We start from the raw sequence: 14,399 nt of genomic DNA, 5'->3' as shown, positions 1-14,399 counted from the left end.
GCGGCACACAGCTTTTGGATATCATTTTGTCGTCTATCACAATTATTCTTTGCCTATTGGCCGTTTTGCTATTTCTCTTAGGATTACGCAGTAGGAGAACGAATGAGCGGCAGCCAATGACAAAAAAGAGAATAACCGTAACAGTTATTTTCCTGACCGCTACGATTGCCCTGGGTATACTGTGCTGTGCTTTCGATTGGTCAACAATACTTATGTGGCAAACATATAGTGTTCTTACAGCTTTGATTTCGTCAGCATTATTAACAGCAAGCATTACATGGTTTGTATACACTCACCGATAAAATACCTAGCTCCCAAGATAAGCATAATGTTAAGTAATTAAATTTCGATTTATCCCGCTTTAATGAGCAGTAAGACCACATCTCCAAATTCAGCGAAAGCAAAGAAGTTAGGTGGGAGTCGGGCTGTCCGTAAACGTCCGATTGGTGAGGGCTAATAATCAGTGGGGGATGAAGAAAACCCCCACTGATTAAAGTTTCACTTTATTAAAAATGAAATAAAATAGTTAAGAAGTACGCATGGGTGTAACGAAGAACAAATAAAACATATCTCGCCACTAGAATGGGAGCATATCAACTTTTTAGTTGAGTAACACCAGTATTTCAGAAAAAATATGTTAAGCAAAAAATACAATAAGCTGTCCATATGGGCAGCTTATTTACATAATTCTCGTTATTGGAAGTTGATTAATATCAGTTCATTTGTTTTTCGAAAGGAGTTATTTTGTTCGTTCAAAGATAATATCAAAGTAATTCGCGTACCCCATAGTTGGTGGCGCAAATAGTTGATTTTATAGGGGGAAAACCTGTAACTAAAGCCTAATATAGGTGTTTTTGTTTAAATTTTGCTTAATTCTCACTAGTAATTAACTTAAAATTTAGAAATCGTTATATAATGAATTTAATTTAAAATTAGGAGTGATTAAATTGCCAGATATGATAAACCTCGTTCTTTTCATCATTATAGCGAGGTGTTAAAACTTCTAATAGAAAGCATATTCGATTAAGAAAGAAGGGGGAGTTATGAAAACTAGTGAAGAAACGCATTGGCAAAGGTTTAAACGTAAGAGTAAATCCCCGAAAGAGTGGTTAAAGAAAGTATACGAATTTTTTATTAATGAACACGTATGGGATGCTATCTTTAAAGTGTTCCTTAAACTAGTATGGGCAGTAAAAGGTATGGGGAAAAGCTTGAAACGGGTAATAGAAAACATATTCAATTAAATTCTATTCTTTCATAATTTCCTCATACGATCGATAATTTCCAATAAATTTGTTTTATATAATGGAGTGTGAATACGACAGTTGATACAGCAATGGCTATAATACCTATATGTGCGTAAAAATTGAAGTAATCATATTTCTGGAAGAAAAATTCAAGGACAGGAAATAAAAGAGTAAGACTAGCAATTAATATTAATTGTTCTTTTTTCATTATCATGCCTCCTTCTTTGTATAATTCAGCATTGATAGAAACAATTCCTATATGAATATCCTATACATGATCAGTTAACATAACGTCCTATTATCGGTAGCAAGGACAAGGAGGAACCCTGCTCTCACAAGGGAACCTCCTTTTTACGTTCTACGGATCTATGCAATTTTTTATACATTCCTATTCTGGTGCGGTTTTAGGGTTCTTGTCTGTTATTGGATTAACGAAAAAACTGTATAAAATTTCGCATACTCTTAGCGTGTTTTTTTCAAAAATGCTGGCGATATCTCACATCCATCAACTTATGAATTTTATAATTTCCTCAAACCAAGAATTTCTCGTGTTTTTAGTCCAAAATGTTATTTAATAAAAAAATATCTCGAATTTGAGATAAATCACTTGCTTTTTAATCACTTGAGATGTAAAGTGATAGTAACGAAAGCGATTGAGTCATATGAAAAACATACACTCACTTGCTTTTGATTAAAAAAACGAAGTAACTTATTCAGTAAAAACTAAGATGAATTTACAAAAACATAATGAGAATAAATTGAAAAGCTAAGAAGCATATTATTTTTTAGGTATCACTTGACTAGTAAAATGAAGCGGAGGAATTATCAATGTATGAAATTAAAGGGCATCATCACATTTCAATGGTTACAAAAAACGGAAGTGAGAATAACCATTTTTATAAAAACGTGCTTGGTTTACGCCGTGTGAAAATGACGGTAAACCAAGATGATCCATCGATGTATCACTTATTTTACGGAGATAGAACAGGGAGCCCAGGTACGGAACTATCATTTTTTGAAATGCCTTTAGTAGGAAAAACATACCGTGGTACGAATGCAATTACGCGAATCGGATTACTCGTTCCTTCAGAGGAAAGCTTACATTACTGGAAAGAACGATTTGAGAAATTTGGTGTGAAACACAGTGAAATAACAACATATGCAAATCGTCCTGCTTTGCAATTTGAGGATGCGGAAGGTCTTCGCCTCGTACTACTCGTTTCAAACGGAGAAAAAGTGGAGCACTGGGAAACTTGGGAGAAATCAGAAGTTCCTGCACAGCATCAAATTCAAGGAATGGGTTCTGTGGAAATGACAGTGCGTAGACTTGATAAACTGGCGAGTACACTTACAGACATATTTGGTTATACAGAAGTTAGCCGAAATGACGAAGAAGCGATTTTCCAGTCTATTAAAGGAGAAGCCTTCGGAGAAATCGTTGTGAAATATTTAGATGGTCCTACTGAAAAGCCGGGCCGTGGTAGCATTCACCATTTGGCAATTCGTGTAAAAAATGATGCAGAGCTAGCTCATTGGGAAGAACAGGTGATACAAAAAGGTTTCCATTCTTCAGGCATTATCGACCGTTTCTACTTTAAAAGCTTATACTTCCGCGAATCAAACGGAATCTTATTTGAAATTGCGACAGATGGACCAGGATTTACAGTTGATGGCGATGTAGAGCATTTAGGAGAAAAACTTGATTTACCGCCGTTCCTAGAAGAAAAGCGAGCAGAAATTGAAGCAAAATTAGCACCTATTGAAGAGAAGTAATAGAAGAGAAAATATAACTTTAAAACCACTGGAGGAATATAAAATGAACCAATTAAAAGGAATTCACCACGTTACAGCAATTACAAGTAGTGCAGAAAAGAACTATGAGTTTTTCACTCACGTTTTAGGAATGCGTTTAGTTAAAAAAACAGTAAACCAAGATGATATCCAAACATACCATTTATTCTTTGCAGATGATAAAGGTAGTGCAGGAACAGATATGACATTCTTTGACTTCCCAGGTGTTCCAAAAGGAGTACATGGTACAAATGAAATTTCAAAAACTTCATTCCGCGTTCCAACTGATGAAGCATTAGCGTATTGGGTGAAACGTTTTGACCGTCTTGAAGTGGAGCATACAGGAATTAAAGAGCAATTTGGTAAGAAAACTCTTTCATTTGTGGACTTTGATGATCAGCACTATCAATTAATCTCAGATGAATTAGATAACGGGATAGAATCAGGTACACCGTGGCAAAACGGTCCAGTTCCATTAGAATATGCAATTACTGGCTTAGGACCTGTATTTATTCGTATCGCAAACTTTAGTTTCTTTAAAGAAGTGTTAGAGAAAGTTTTATTATTTAAAGAGATTGGGCAAGAAGGAGAATTCTATTTATTTGAAGTAAACGAAGGCGGAAACGGTGCTTCTGTTATTGTAGAACATAATACGGTTCTTCCTGAAGCACAACAAGGATTTGGTACAGTGCACCATGCTGCATTCCGCGTAGAAAATCGTGCTGTATTAGAAGAATGGATTGAGAGAATCGGTAGCGTTGGCCTTCCGTCATCTGGATATGTAGATCGTCACTTCTTCGAATCATTATACGCAAGAGTAGCACCGCAAATTTTATTTGAATTTGCAACAGACGGCCCAGGATTTATGGGAGATGAGCCATACGAAACACTTGGTGAAAAATTATCATTACCTCCGTTCCTAGAGCCAAAACGTGAAGAAATTGAAAAATTAGTTCGTCCAATTGATACAGTAAGAAGCACGAAGGAATTTATTAAAGAGTAACAATAGAGAGAATAAGTAGGAGAGCAAGTAGTTTTAGCTAATCGCTGGAACTGCTTGCTTTTTTGTTTGGTCTATAAAATTTTCTGAAAAATGTTTCTCAAGTTTTCTAAATAGAAATATTTGGTATAATTCATTTAAATTATAAATTTTCTGACAATTATTTTTCAATACATAGAAAAGAGGTGATAATATACAATTTTGATAATTGTATAAATATCCTAATTTTGTAAGTTTGAGAAAAGGAGATGCGAGTGAATGGGAGCAGATGTAGTAACACGGGAGCAAATGAAACATTCTTTAGATGATTGGTATCGTGTAATGTTGCAGCAAAACATAGAGAAAGCCACAGAAATGAAAGAGGAGATTGATAGTAAGATTAGTGGGCTGGATGTGGATCAGGAGTTATCTTTGTATTTTACCTTATTAGATTTTAGATATAAAATGCTGACGGATTGGTTGAATATAAAAGAAAATAGTTTTGAGAGAATAGAATCTTTTGAAATTCCAACTAAAGGGTTTTTAGCGTATTATTATCATTTTTTTAAAGGAATATATTGTACTTCAATGTCTAAATATAGCGATGCGAAGGAAAGTTATGAAAAAGCAAATGAACTACTGAAATACGTTTCGCACTCTTTAGAAAATGCAGAGTTTGATTATCGTATGGGTAATTTTTACTATCAGACATATCAACAAGTTAATGCAATTGACTATTTGAGAAAAGCGAAAGAAGAGTTCAAAAAACATATAGGTTGCGAAATAAATATAGCGCTATGTGAAAATGCTTTTGGTCTGTGCTGTGTAGATTTGAAAAATTATGAACTCGCGGAAGAAAGCTTTAATGCTGCTATGGATATTTTCCAAAAGGTAAATTATGAAAAATATATTTTAATGGTGCGTCATAATTTAGCCTTTTTGTATGCTAGTCAAGATTTATCGGAACTTGCAGTTCGCCATGCATCCGAAGTTACAAAAAAACAGCCGAAATTTTTTAAAGCGCTATTTGTTGAAGCGCGTGAATGTTATAAATTAGGGCGATATCAATTGGCAGCAGATCTGATTGAAAAAGGTTTGGATATTTGTAAAGAATTAAATAAGGAAGAGTTTCAATATCGTTTTATGATTTTGAAAAGTGTAAACGAAAAATCACCTACATTAAGCTTAGAGCAAGTAGTTTTAGAAGGCATTACTTATTTTGAAAGAGAAGAGCTATGGGATTGTATACAGGAATACGCTGAAATGTTAGCTCTAAGGTTTCATAAAGAAGAGAATCATAATAAAGCAAGTCACTATTTTTACATGAGTCATAAAGCTCAAAAAAAATTATTAAAAAAAGGAGCGCTAAAATAATGAAAAAGATTCACTTTGGAATGTTGGGGATTGCGTTAGTAGGTGCGTTATCAATTGGAGTTAACAGTGCGTTTACAAATCAAGCATTAAATATAGGAGAGACAGGCGGAGCACCAGCAAGACCAGACTATGTTAGCTTTAATAAAGGAGATACTGGTGGAGCACCAGCAAGACCAGACTATGCTAGTTTTAATAGAGGAGACACGGGCGGAGCACCAGCAGATAATAGAGGAGATGGAGGAGCACCAGCCAACTTCAATAAAGGTGACGGTGGCGGTATTAGCAAACAAGACTCACACGCTGACCATTTTTAAATTAAATAATAAAGAAAAGGGACCTCATAACGAGGTCCCTTTTCTTTTTACGACTAAAAAGAATTGACTTACTTTAAATATGTAACTATAATAGTTACAAAATAACCATCACTAATGGCAGTGAGTAATATTTTTTTAGTATAATTGTAACTGTTATAGTTACAATTAAAAATAATCATAAAACAACCAAATAATGTAAAAACTTTAAATAGCAACAAGAGAAAGGAGACGGGAGTTTTGAAACGGTTTAAATTTTATTTCATTAGCGGTATTGTGCTCGTTTTGTTAATCGTATGTAACTTCGTTGATAAGCCGATTGCAAAGGTTGGAGAAGTGAAAAATACTGTTATGATGAAGCTGAATACGAAAGAGAGTATGGCGCAAATTGATGGGCAGACGATTTACTTTAAGCAAATTGGTGAGGGGAAGCCGCCGTTGCTTATGCTTCACGGGTTTGGTGGTTCATCTGATGGGTTTAGTGATATTTACCCGGAACTTGTAAAGGATCACACGATTATAGCGGTTGATATTTTAGGGTTTGGACGTTCTTCGAAGCCAGTTGATTTTCAGTATTCGTTTCCTGCGCAAGTGAATTTATATTATAAACTAATGAAGAAACTCGGATACGATCAATTCGCAGTACTTGGTCATTCTATGGGCGGAGAGATGTCTCTAAATTTAGCGTATTTATATCCGGATGCAGTAACGCATCTCGTTTTAGCGGATTCTACAGGGATTGAGTCTTTCCAGCAAAAAGAAAGTTATGAAGTGCCGCCACTATCGACGGACTTACAAACTGTAACAGAGATTACGGATTATAATAAAAATGCAGTGAAAAATAGTCGCGACGATAAAGAACATTATGATCAGCTGACGAAAATGAGAGAGCGCCGCATCGCGATGGAAGCAGACAAAATTAAGGTGCCGACTTTAATTATATGGGGACGTCACGATAAGAGCGTTTCTTGGAAAAATGGTGAACTGTATCATCAGCTATTTACGGATAGTACGTTCCATATCATTGAAAAAGGATACCACGCACCGTTTCGCCAGGAACCAATAGAGTTTATGGAATATGTACAAGCGTTCTTCGCGAAGAATCCGCAATAAATTTTAAGCATAAATCCACTTCTTTCCTCATACAGTGAAACTAATAAGGCTTGTCTAAGGAAAGGGATGAAGTACAGTGGAAACTTTACCATGGTGGGTGTATCTTGTAATCGTCGGGATCGTATTAAGTGGCTACATGGTTTTATATACTTCAAGAAAAGAGCAAGAGATGGATAATGAGTTTATCGAAAAAGAAGGCGAAGTGTATATGAAGCGTTTAGAAGAAGAGCGAGAGAAGCGGAATCAGGATAGTGATAAGGATTCGGTTTTGCTTTAATAGAAATATTGAAAGGCTACCAACTAGTAGAACTTTACATCTAGGTGGTGGCTTTTTTTCTTTTTGAGGAGCATGTATAAGAAATTCATCATGAACCTTTATTGATGGTATTTATATATATGTTTCCTCATAAGAATGGAACTAGCGCAGTATCTACGGGGGGGATTAACAATGCATAGGGATGAACCATCATTACATCCTGATACGGGTGTTACGTCTGTAATGTTTGTTGAGCGTTCATTAAATGAAATTCGTTTTTGGTCTAGAATCATGAAGGAGCATTCTTTTTTTCTTCGCTTAGGATTTAGATGCGAGGATACGCAACTAATCGAAGAGGCTAATCAATTTTATCGATTGTTTGAACATATTGAACAAATAGCACATTCCTATACAAATGAAACAGATCCTGATCAAATAAAAAGATTTAATGCAGAAGTACAACAAGCCGCAACTAATATTTGGGGATTTAAACGAAAAATTTTAGGGTTAATTCTCACATGTAAATTGCCAGGACAAAATAACTTTCCGCTGTTAGTTGACCATACAAGTAGGGAAGCTGATTATTTTAGAAAACGTTTAATACAATTAAATGAAGGGAAATTAGATGCTCTTCCTGATGCTATTATTAAAGAAAATGTTTTCTTTTTAAGGATTATGGCAGATCACGCTAAATTTATTGGTCATCTTCTTGATCCATCGGAAAGAAAGCTTGTAGATACAGCTCGGAATTTTAGTAATGATTTTGATGAATTGATGTATCAAGCAATTGACTTAGAATCTATGAAACCACAATCCCAAACAGTCCCTCTTTTAGATCAATTTTTAGATCAAAATCGTGTGTCGGTTACATCTCTTCGGGATTTTAAGAAAACAGCACGTGATTTAATTGAGCAATGTAAAATTAAGAGTATCATTCATCCGTTATTAGCAGACCATGTTTTCCGTGAAGCTGATAGATTTCTTGAAATCATTGATATGTTTGATGTTCATCTTACAAATATTCAATCCCAACCTAGATATTAGAAGATAAGGAAAGATACTATTTTACTTTCAGTTGAGAAGTTAACAGTTTATGGTTAGCTTCTTTTCTTTGTGATTAAAATTTCTTTTCGTTTAATAAATTTCCCTGTAAAGACTACATAAATCCCTTTGACCAAATATGTAATTCTTTGTAAAATGATATATGGAAAGATTATGAATATACAGGAAATCTATGGATAGTAGATGCTGATAAATTATTTGGGAGAATTTATTAGTTAAGTATATTAAGCTGTTTGCACTACATTTTACAAATAAAGGGGTATTAGTAATCATGAAAGCAAAGAAATTAGTAAGTTTAGCGTTACCAGTTATGTTATTGAGTGGTTGTATTACAATTGAAACTGATGGTAAGAAAGCTGAACCAAAGAAAGAAGAAACGCAAAAGGTAGAGAAAGAGAGTAAGACTGCTGAAAAAGAGAGTAAGTCAACTGATAGCAAGAAAGAGGATAGCTTATCTGTAGCGAAAGGTGAAGGTACAAATAGTAGTTCATCAAGTAGTCAACAAAGTTCTTCTTCAAATAATTCAACTGCTTCTAGTTCTTCAACTGGTAAGGTCACTGGCTCAGATGTTGAAAGGTACAAGGCAGATATCATAAACAGTGCTACTCAAATTGAAGATACAATGAAATTAATTGAAGGAATAGCAGGTTCAGATGTAAAGTCATACAAACAAAAGAAAAGTGAAGTACAACTGAGTTTAGGTGGAGCAAAGGCAACTGCAACGAAACTGAAGAATCTACAAGCACCTCCTGAATTACAGGGAGAACAGGCGAAGATAAAGCAATCGATGGAACTGTATGCGGATTGTTTCCAACTTCTCTTTGATGCATTAGACCAAGAAGACGAGAGTAAAATGCATCAATCATTAAGTAAAGCACAAGAAGGTTCAAAACTGTTTGAAGAAGCAGCGAAGAGTATCGGTAGTAAAACTAACTAAGAATAAATGACTTAAAGGGGTATGAGGTATGAAAGTAAAGAAACTAATAGCTGCTGCAGTTCCAGTTGCCATATTATTAAGTGGCTGTGTTACAGTAAAAGATTCAGCAAATAAAGAAGAAACAAGTAAATCTAAGGCTGCTGAAACGAAAGAAAAATCAACTAATTCGAAAGAAGAAAGTAAAGATGTTCAAAAGGTTCGAGTTTTAGATGAAGATTATGCACAGTATTTATTAGACATTGAACAGGATATGTTAAGACGATTTGATTACTATGATGCTTCTGTAAAAGATTTGAGAAATGGAAGTAAATCAAAAGCTGAGGTATTAGATAGTATTAAAGACATCTATAAAGTATTTGATAAGATAGAAAAGATTTACGCACCGCCAAAACATAAAGAAGACCAAAAAGAGATTGAAAGAGCGACAGGTAAACTAAGAGAAACATTCAGCGAAATAGAGAAGTTATTCAACGATAAAGGCTTCAGCTTAGAGACTGATAAGGAAATCTTAAATAAAGCAAATACAAAACTAGAGGAAGCAAAACGTATTTGGAAACCTACATTCGATAAGTTAAGATCCGAAATAAAAGGTGATACAGCCACAGAAAAATCTACTAGTACAACAAGTAGTTCTACATCGACAAACCCAACTACTGATAGTCAGGCTCAAACAGATAAAAGCCAAGCTAGAACAGGAGTATTTGTAGGTACAGTCGGTACAAGTGAAGAGTTAGGAATTAATTATGGAAACATGGAGAAGAACATCAAAGATGGTACTGAGATTATTGGGAATTGGGGTATTGATTACGGTAGTGGCATAAAAACTACGTTAGTACTAAAAGGTGATAAAACATTTGAGTCCTATGCGAATGGTTCTTATCCGAATAAAGATAACTACCTAACAGGAACATATGCGGTAGATGTTCCGTCATTTCAGTTATCCTTAAAAGTAACAAAAGCAGTTAAAGACGGTCAAGAAGTAAAGTTAACAAATGATAGTATGATGTATAAATTACAAAACTATGATGGAAACACATTACAAATTTATCATATGGACGATAACGTTCGTATTCGTTATGCGAAACAATAAGTAATTGGCAAAAACCCCTGTAATAAAGTGAAACTTTAATCAGTGGGGATTTTCTTCATCCCCACTGATTATCAGCCCTCACCAATCGGACTTTAATGGGCAGTTGATCCCCATCTAACTTATTTGCTTTCGCTGAATTTTAAGGTGGGGGTCTTACTGCCCATTAAAGCGGGATAAATTTTACAGGGTTTTTTGTTCGTTCTAATTTTATCTCTTCATTATTTTCCCTGGCGCTATCCATATTAGTATAAGTTGAGAAATTAACAAAACGATTTGAATGATAAGGATTCGGTTTTATTATAATTAGAGAAAAGTGGATAACGTCTTGTTATCCACTTTTTTTATTTCCTGAAATATATCGACGATTCGACATAGAATATCGACTTACCGACACAAAACGACAATATTAAGAGGCGCAATTATTGTTCGGGAAATTATTATAGAAGAAAAGTATATGAAATCGACATGATACATAGCGTCATTTTTAGATGTAACGCACAAGTTGCACCACCTACGCAACGATAACTCGCTTTACTCTTCATCCGTTATTTGACCATACTAGACGTAGAGAGGTGATAAACACTGTATGATTTTTAGTGAACGTTTAAAAGAAGAACGAGAAAAACGAAATTGGTCGCAACATGATTTGGCTGAAAAAATTCATGTAAGTAGGCAGTCTGTTTCAAAATGGGAGACGGGAAAGAACTATCCGAGCATTGAAATTATTATTCATTTAAGCGATCTGTTCGGTATTACGATTGATGAACTGCTAAGGAGTGACGAAGAGTTGACGCAAAAAGTAATTGAAGATAGTAAACAATTAGCATATCCAAAATGGAAGGTGTTTTTCGATAGTCTCTTTATGATAGGCGTATTTTTATTTCTTACCAAAATCGTTGTATGGACGTTAAATAAGTTTGCCGGAGCGAGCATTACATTTGTAGCAGATGCACCATATATAATGAATTTTTTACCTCTCATATTAATGGTCATAGGTGGTATGGGATCTGATAAGTTGAAGAAAATATATAGATAGATGAAATAATTCCCCGCACTAGCTGTTCTTTCTACTCAAATTGTGTACTATAAAGGATAGGATGACATAAAGAAGGGGACATTTAGAATGGAATTTCATGAACAGAAGATTTTGCCGGCAGTGAGGCAAATTAAAGATTTGGAAAAGCTATTACATAGTTCGTATGAGTATATTGTTATTTTAGATATTCATGTTGGTCAATTGAAGAGTGTCGTGTCACTTGCGAAGCAATATTGTAAGAAGGTATTTTTACATGTGGATTTAATTCATGGCTTACAGAGTGATGGGCATGCGACGGAGTATTTATGCCAAGAGTTTAGACCGTACGGGTTACTTTCGACAAAGGCGAGTGTAATTATGAAGGCGAAGCAAAAGGGTGTTGTTTCCATTCAACGCATCTTTTTAATTGATTCTAGCGCGATGGAAAAGAGCTGTAATTTGCTAGAAAAGACGAAGCCGGATTATATAGAGGTGCTTCCGGGTGCGCTAACGGATGTGATTGCTGAAGTGAAAGAGCGTACGGGCGTCCCGATTTTAGCTGGTGGTTTCATTCGTACTGTGGAAGATGTTGAAAGAGCTTTAAATGCTGGTGCGACAGCAATTACGACATCAAAACGAGAACTATGGAAACATTACCAAAAAAAGTGACGAAAATGTGAAAAAATTCTGTTGACACCGCTTTCATGAGAGGTTAACATTATAGACAAGTTAATAAACGTGACGGAGAAAAGAAGAGATCCACATTTCATTGTTTCTATATAAATTTATATAGAAGCGTGCAAAGCTGTGGGTCTTTTTCTTTTTACAAAAACGAATGGCCATTCATTTTACCTCTATCACATTTGGAAGCGTTTAAATTGATTGTGGAGGGATACTATGTCAGCATATTTAGGAGAGTTAATAGGGACTGCGTTGTTAATCTTACTTGGTGGCGGCGTTTGCGCTGGTGTAAGTTTAAAGAAGTCGTTTGCGAAAGATTCTGGTTGGATTGTCATTACAATGGGCTGGGGCTTAGCAGTAGCGGTAGCCGCGTATGCAGTTGGATCAATTAGTGGGGCACATTTAAATCCGGCTTTAACGATAGGTCTTGCTTTTAAGGGAGCGTTCCCATGGAGTGACGTACCAGGTTATATCGCAGCACAAATGATTGGGGCAATTATCGGGGCAGTTCTTGTATATTTACATTACTTACCACACTGGAAAGAAACAGAAGATCCAGGAACAAAATTAGGTGTATTTGCAACAGGTCCAGCAATTCCGAACACATTTACAAACCTTTTGAGTGAAATGATTGGAACATTCGTTTTAGTATTTGGTATATTAGCAATTGGAGCAAATAAATTTGCAGATGGTTTAAATCCATTTATCGTAGGTTTCTTAATCGTAAGTATTGGTTTATCATTAGGTGGAACAACAGGATACGCGATTAACCCGGCTCGTGATTTAGGTCCGCGTATCGCACACTTCTTCCTTCCGATTGCAGGAAAAGGCGGTTCAAACTGGAAGTATGCATGGATTCCAGTAGTTGGTCCAATTTTAGGTGGATCACTTGCAGGATTATTCCATCAAGTTGTATTTGAAGGAAAACAAAATGCAGCACTTATTTATGTGATTATTGCAACTGTGATTGTACTAGCAATCTCTTATATGACAAGTAAAAAAAGTGAAAGCAATACAAATAGTAGAAAAGTAGCATAGGGGGAAACCGATATGAAAAAATATATTCTTTCTTTAGACCAAGGAACAACTAGCTCACGCGCAATTCTATTCAATAAAAAAGGTGAAATTGTTCATTCAGCTCAAAAAGAGTTTACACAACATTTTCCAAAGCCAGGTTGGGTAGAGCATAACGCACAAGAAATTTGGGGATCTATTTTAGCAGTTATCGCAACTTGCTTAAGCGAAGCAGATGTAAAACCAGAACAAATCGCTGGTATCGGTATTACGAATCAACGTGAAACAGCGGTTGTTTGGGATAAAACGACTGGAAAACCAATTTACAACGCAATCGTATGGCAATCTCGTCAAACAGTTGAAATTTGTGACGAGTTAAAAGAAAAAGGTTATAGCGAAACGGTTCGCGAAAAAACAGGTCTTTTAATTGACGCATACTTCTCTGGTACGAAAGTAAAATGGATTTTAGATAACGTTGAAGGTGCAAGAGAAAAAGCGGAAAACGGCGATCTATTATTCGGAACAATTGATACGTGGCTTGTATGGAAATTGTCTGGCGGTAAAGCGCACGTAACAGATTACTCAAATGCATCACGTACATTAATGTTTAACATTCACGACTTACAGTGGGATGATGAGCTTCTAGATATGTTAACAGTGCCAAAGAGCATGCTTCCAGAAGTACGCCCATCATCTGAAATTTACGGAGAAACAATTGACTATCACTTCTTCGGTCAAAATGTACCGATTGCAGGTGTAGCTGGTGACCAACAAGCAGCATTATTTGGACAAGCTTGTTTCGGTGAAGGTATGGCGAAGAACACTTACGGAACTGGTTGCTTCATGTTAATGAACACAGGTGAAAAAGCAGTAGCTTCTGAGCATGGCCTATTAACAACAATTGCATGGGGAATAGATGGTAAAGTGAATTACGCATTAGAAGGAAGTATTTTCGTAGCAGGTTCTGCAATTCAGTGGTTACGTGACGGAATGCGCATGTTTAAAGATGCAAGTGAGAGTGAAGTATACGCATCACGCGTTGCATCAACTGAAGGTGTATACGTTGTACCAGCATTCGTAGGTTTAGGTACACCGTACTGGGATAGTGAAGTACGCGGCGCTATGTTTGGTGTAACGCGTGGTACGACGAAAGAGCACTTCATTCGTGCAACACTAGAATCTTTAGCTTACCAAACGAAAGATGTATTATGCGCAATGGAAGCAGATTCAGGTATTGAACTGAACACATTACGCGTTGATGGCGGAGCTGTTAAAAATAACTTCTTAATGAAGTTCCAAAGTGATATTTTAGATGTTCCTGTAGAGCGTCCAGTGATCAACGAAACGACAGCTTTAGGTGCAGCATACTTAGCTGGTCTTGCGGTTGGATATTGGAAAAACCAAGATGAAATTAAAGAACAGTGGCATATGGACAAACGCTTTGAACCAACGATGGAAGCGGAAACAAGCGAAGAGCTATATGCTGGATGGAAAAAAGCAATTGAAGCAACAAAAGCTTTCAAATAATC

At 35.8% G+C, this 14,399-nt stretch carries 15 protein-coding genes and 1 pseudogene; 15 read left to right on the top strand and 1 reads right to left on the bottom strand.

The window, feature by feature from the left end:
* Both MR115_RS18875 and MR115_RS18870 read left to right on the top strand, forming a co-directional pair.
* Positions 1 to 302 (top strand): annotated as a pseudogene (locus tag MR115_RS18875) (hypothetical protein); the annotation flags it as partial.
* 741 nt (positions 303 to 1,043) lie between these two features.
* Positions 1,044 to 1,244: a hypothetical protein gene (locus MR115_RS18870; protein WP_000858032.1), complete on the top strand. Its 201-nt coding sequence runs from the start codon at positions 1,044 to 1,046 to the stop codon at positions 1,242 to 1,244.
* Between the two features lie 22 nt (positions 1,245 to 1,266).
* Here MR115_RS18870 and MR115_RS18865 read toward each other — a convergent pair whose 3' ends face one another.
* Positions 1,267 to 1,455 (bottom strand): hypothetical protein, encoded by a 189-nt coding sequence (locus MR115_RS18865; protein ID WP_000712159.1) that lies wholly within the window; start codon positions 1,453 to 1,455, stop codon positions 1,267 to 1,269.
* A gap of 620 nt (positions 1,456 to 2,075) precedes the next feature.
* Here MR115_RS18865 and MR115_RS18860 point away from each other — a divergent pair.
* The 13 genes from MR115_RS18860 to glpK all read left to right on the top strand — a co-directional run bounded on the left by MR115_RS18860 (position 2,076) and on the right by glpK (position 14,397).
* Complete coding sequence (locus tag MR115_RS18860) at positions 2,076 to 3,020, top strand: ring-cleaving dioxygenase (RefSeq protein WP_242242298.1); 945 nt, start codon at positions 2,076 to 2,078, stop codon at positions 3,018 to 3,020.
* A gap of 43 nt (positions 3,021 to 3,063) precedes the next feature.
* Positions 3,064 to 4,041 (top strand): ring-cleaving dioxygenase, encoded by a 978-nt coding sequence (locus tag MR115_RS18855; RefSeq protein ID WP_242242297.1) that lies wholly within the window; start codon positions 3,064 to 3,066, stop codon positions 4,039 to 4,041.
* 255 nt (positions 4,042 to 4,296) lie between these two features.
* Positions 4,297 to 5,391, top strand: a complete 1,095-nt coding sequence (locus MR115_RS18850; protein ID WP_242242296.1) for a response regulator aspartate phosphatase — start codon at positions 4,297 to 4,299, stop codon at positions 5,389 to 5,391.
* The gene (locus tag MR115_RS18845; RefSeq protein ID WP_242242295.1) at positions 5,391 to 5,705 is read left to right on the top strand and encodes a Phr family secreted Rap phosphatase inhibitor; all 315 of its coding nucleotides are present in this window, start codon (positions 5,391 to 5,393) and stop codon (positions 5,703 to 5,705) included. Before MR115_RS18850 ends, MR115_RS18845 begins: the two co-directional genes overlap by 1 nt.
* Positions 5,706 to 5,942: 237 nt before the next feature.
* Positions 5,943 to 6,815, top strand: coding sequence for an alpha/beta fold hydrolase (locus MR115_RS18840; protein ID WP_242242294.1), 873 nt, complete (start codon positions 5,943 to 5,945; stop codon positions 6,813 to 6,815).
* 76 nt (positions 6,816 to 6,891) lie between these two features.
* A complete protein-coding gene (locus MR115_RS18835) occupies positions 6,892 to 7,092 on the top strand; it encodes a sporulation YhaL family protein (RefSeq protein ID WP_063262039.1) in 201 nt (66 codons plus the stop codon).
* A 171-nt stretch (positions 7,093 to 7,263) separates the two neighbouring features.
* A complete protein-coding gene (locus MR115_RS18830) occupies positions 7,264 to 8,115 on the top strand; it encodes a DUF2935 domain-containing protein (RefSeq protein ID WP_242242293.1) in 852 nt (283 codons plus the stop codon).
* A gap of 289 nt (positions 8,116 to 8,404) precedes the next feature.
* Positions 8,405 to 9,070 carry a DUF7018 domain-containing (lipo)protein gene (locus MR115_RS18825; protein ID WP_242242292.1) on the top strand — a complete coding sequence of 222 codons (666 nt, stop codon included), beginning with the start codon at positions 8,405 to 8,407 and terminating at the stop codon, positions 9,068 to 9,070.
* A gap of 28 nt (positions 9,071 to 9,098) precedes the next feature.
* Positions 9,099 to 10,160, top strand: a complete 1,062-nt coding sequence (locus MR115_RS18820; RefSeq protein ID WP_242242291.1) for a DUF3994 domain-containing protein — start codon at positions 9,099 to 9,101, stop codon at positions 10,158 to 10,160.
* Between the two features lie 586 nt (positions 10,161 to 10,746).
* A complete protein-coding gene (locus tag MR115_RS18815) occupies positions 10,747 to 11,196 on the top strand; it encodes a helix-turn-helix domain-containing protein (protein WP_242242290.1) in 450 nt (149 codons plus the stop codon).
* 87 nt (positions 11,197 to 11,283) lie between these two features.
* On the top strand, positions 11,284 to 11,844 hold the full coding sequence (gene glpP / locus MR115_RS18810) for a glycerol uptake operon antiterminator GlpP (RefSeq protein ID WP_061678705.1): 561 nt from the start codon (positions 11,284 to 11,286) through the stop codon (positions 11,842 to 11,844).
* Positions 11,845 to 12,072: 228 nt separating this feature from the next.
* A complete protein-coding gene (glpF, locus tag MR115_RS18805; RefSeq protein WP_242242289.1) occupies positions 12,073 to 12,894 on the top strand; it encodes a glycerol uptake facilitator protein GlpF in 822 nt (273 codons plus the stop codon).
* Positions 12,895 to 12,906: 12 nt separating this feature from the next.
* Positions 12,907 to 14,397: a glycerol kinase GlpK gene (glpK, locus tag MR115_RS18800; protein ID WP_097819076.1), complete on the top strand. Its 1,491-nt coding sequence runs from the start codon at positions 12,907 to 12,909 to the stop codon at positions 14,395 to 14,397.
* Positions 14,398 to 14,399: the final 2 nt, after the last annotated feature.

Origin of the sequence: Bacillus cereus group sp. BfR-BA-01309 (assembly GCF_022664315.1) — a bacterium.
Classification (GTDB): Bacteria; Bacillota; Bacilli; order Bacillales; family Bacillaceae_G; genus Bacillus_A; species Bacillus_A mobilis.
The sequence above is the reverse complement of the archived record's forward strand: the minus strand, read 5'-3'. Positions and strand labels throughout refer to the sequence as shown.

Coding starts and splice junctions, on each gene's coding strand:
- MR115_RS18870 (WP_000858032.1), top strand. CDS start 1,044: ATGAAAACTAGTGAAGAAACGCATTGGCAAAGGTTTAAACGTAAGAGT.
- MR115_RS18845 (WP_242242295.1), top strand. CDS start 5,391: ATGAAAAAGATTCACTTTGGAATGTTGGGGATTGCGTTAGTAGGTGCG.
- MR115_RS18865 (WP_000712159.1), bottom strand. CDS start 1,455: ATGAAAAAAGAACAATTAATATTAATTGCTAGTCTTACTCTTTTATTT.
- glpK (WP_097819076.1), top strand. CDS start 12,907: ATGAAAAAATATATTCTTTCTTTAGACCAAGGAACAACTAGCTCACGC.
- MR115_RS18860 (WP_242242298.1), top strand. CDS start 2,076: ATGTATGAAATTAAAGGGCATCATCACATTTCAATGGTTACAAAAAAC.
- glpF (WP_242242289.1), top strand. CDS start 12,073: ATGTCAGCATATTTAGGAGAGTTAATAGGGACTGCGTTGTTAATCTTA.
- MR115_RS18825 (WP_242242292.1), top strand. CDS start 8,405: ATGAAAGCAAAGAAATTAGTAAGTTTAGCGTTACCAGTTATGTTATTG.
- MR115_RS18820 (WP_242242291.1), top strand. CDS start 9,099: ATGAAAGTAAAGAAACTAATAGCTGCTGCAGTTCCAGTTGCCATATTA.
- MR115_RS18855 (WP_242242297.1), top strand. CDS start 3,064: ATGAACCAATTAAAAGGAATTCACCACGTTACAGCAATTACAAGTAGT.
- MR115_RS18815 (WP_242242290.1), top strand. CDS start 10,747: ATGATTTTTAGTGAACGTTTAAAAGAAGAACGAGAAAAACGAAATTGG.
- glpP (WP_061678705.1), top strand. CDS start 11,284: ATGGAATTTCATGAACAGAAGATTTTGCCGGCAGTGAGGCAAATTAAA.
- MR115_RS18830 (WP_242242293.1), top strand. CDS start 7,264: ATGCATAGGGATGAACCATCATTACATCCTGATACGGGTGTTACGTCT.
- MR115_RS18850 (WP_242242296.1), top strand. CDS start 4,297: ATGGGAGCAGATGTAGTAACACGGGAGCAAATGAAACATTCTTTAGAT.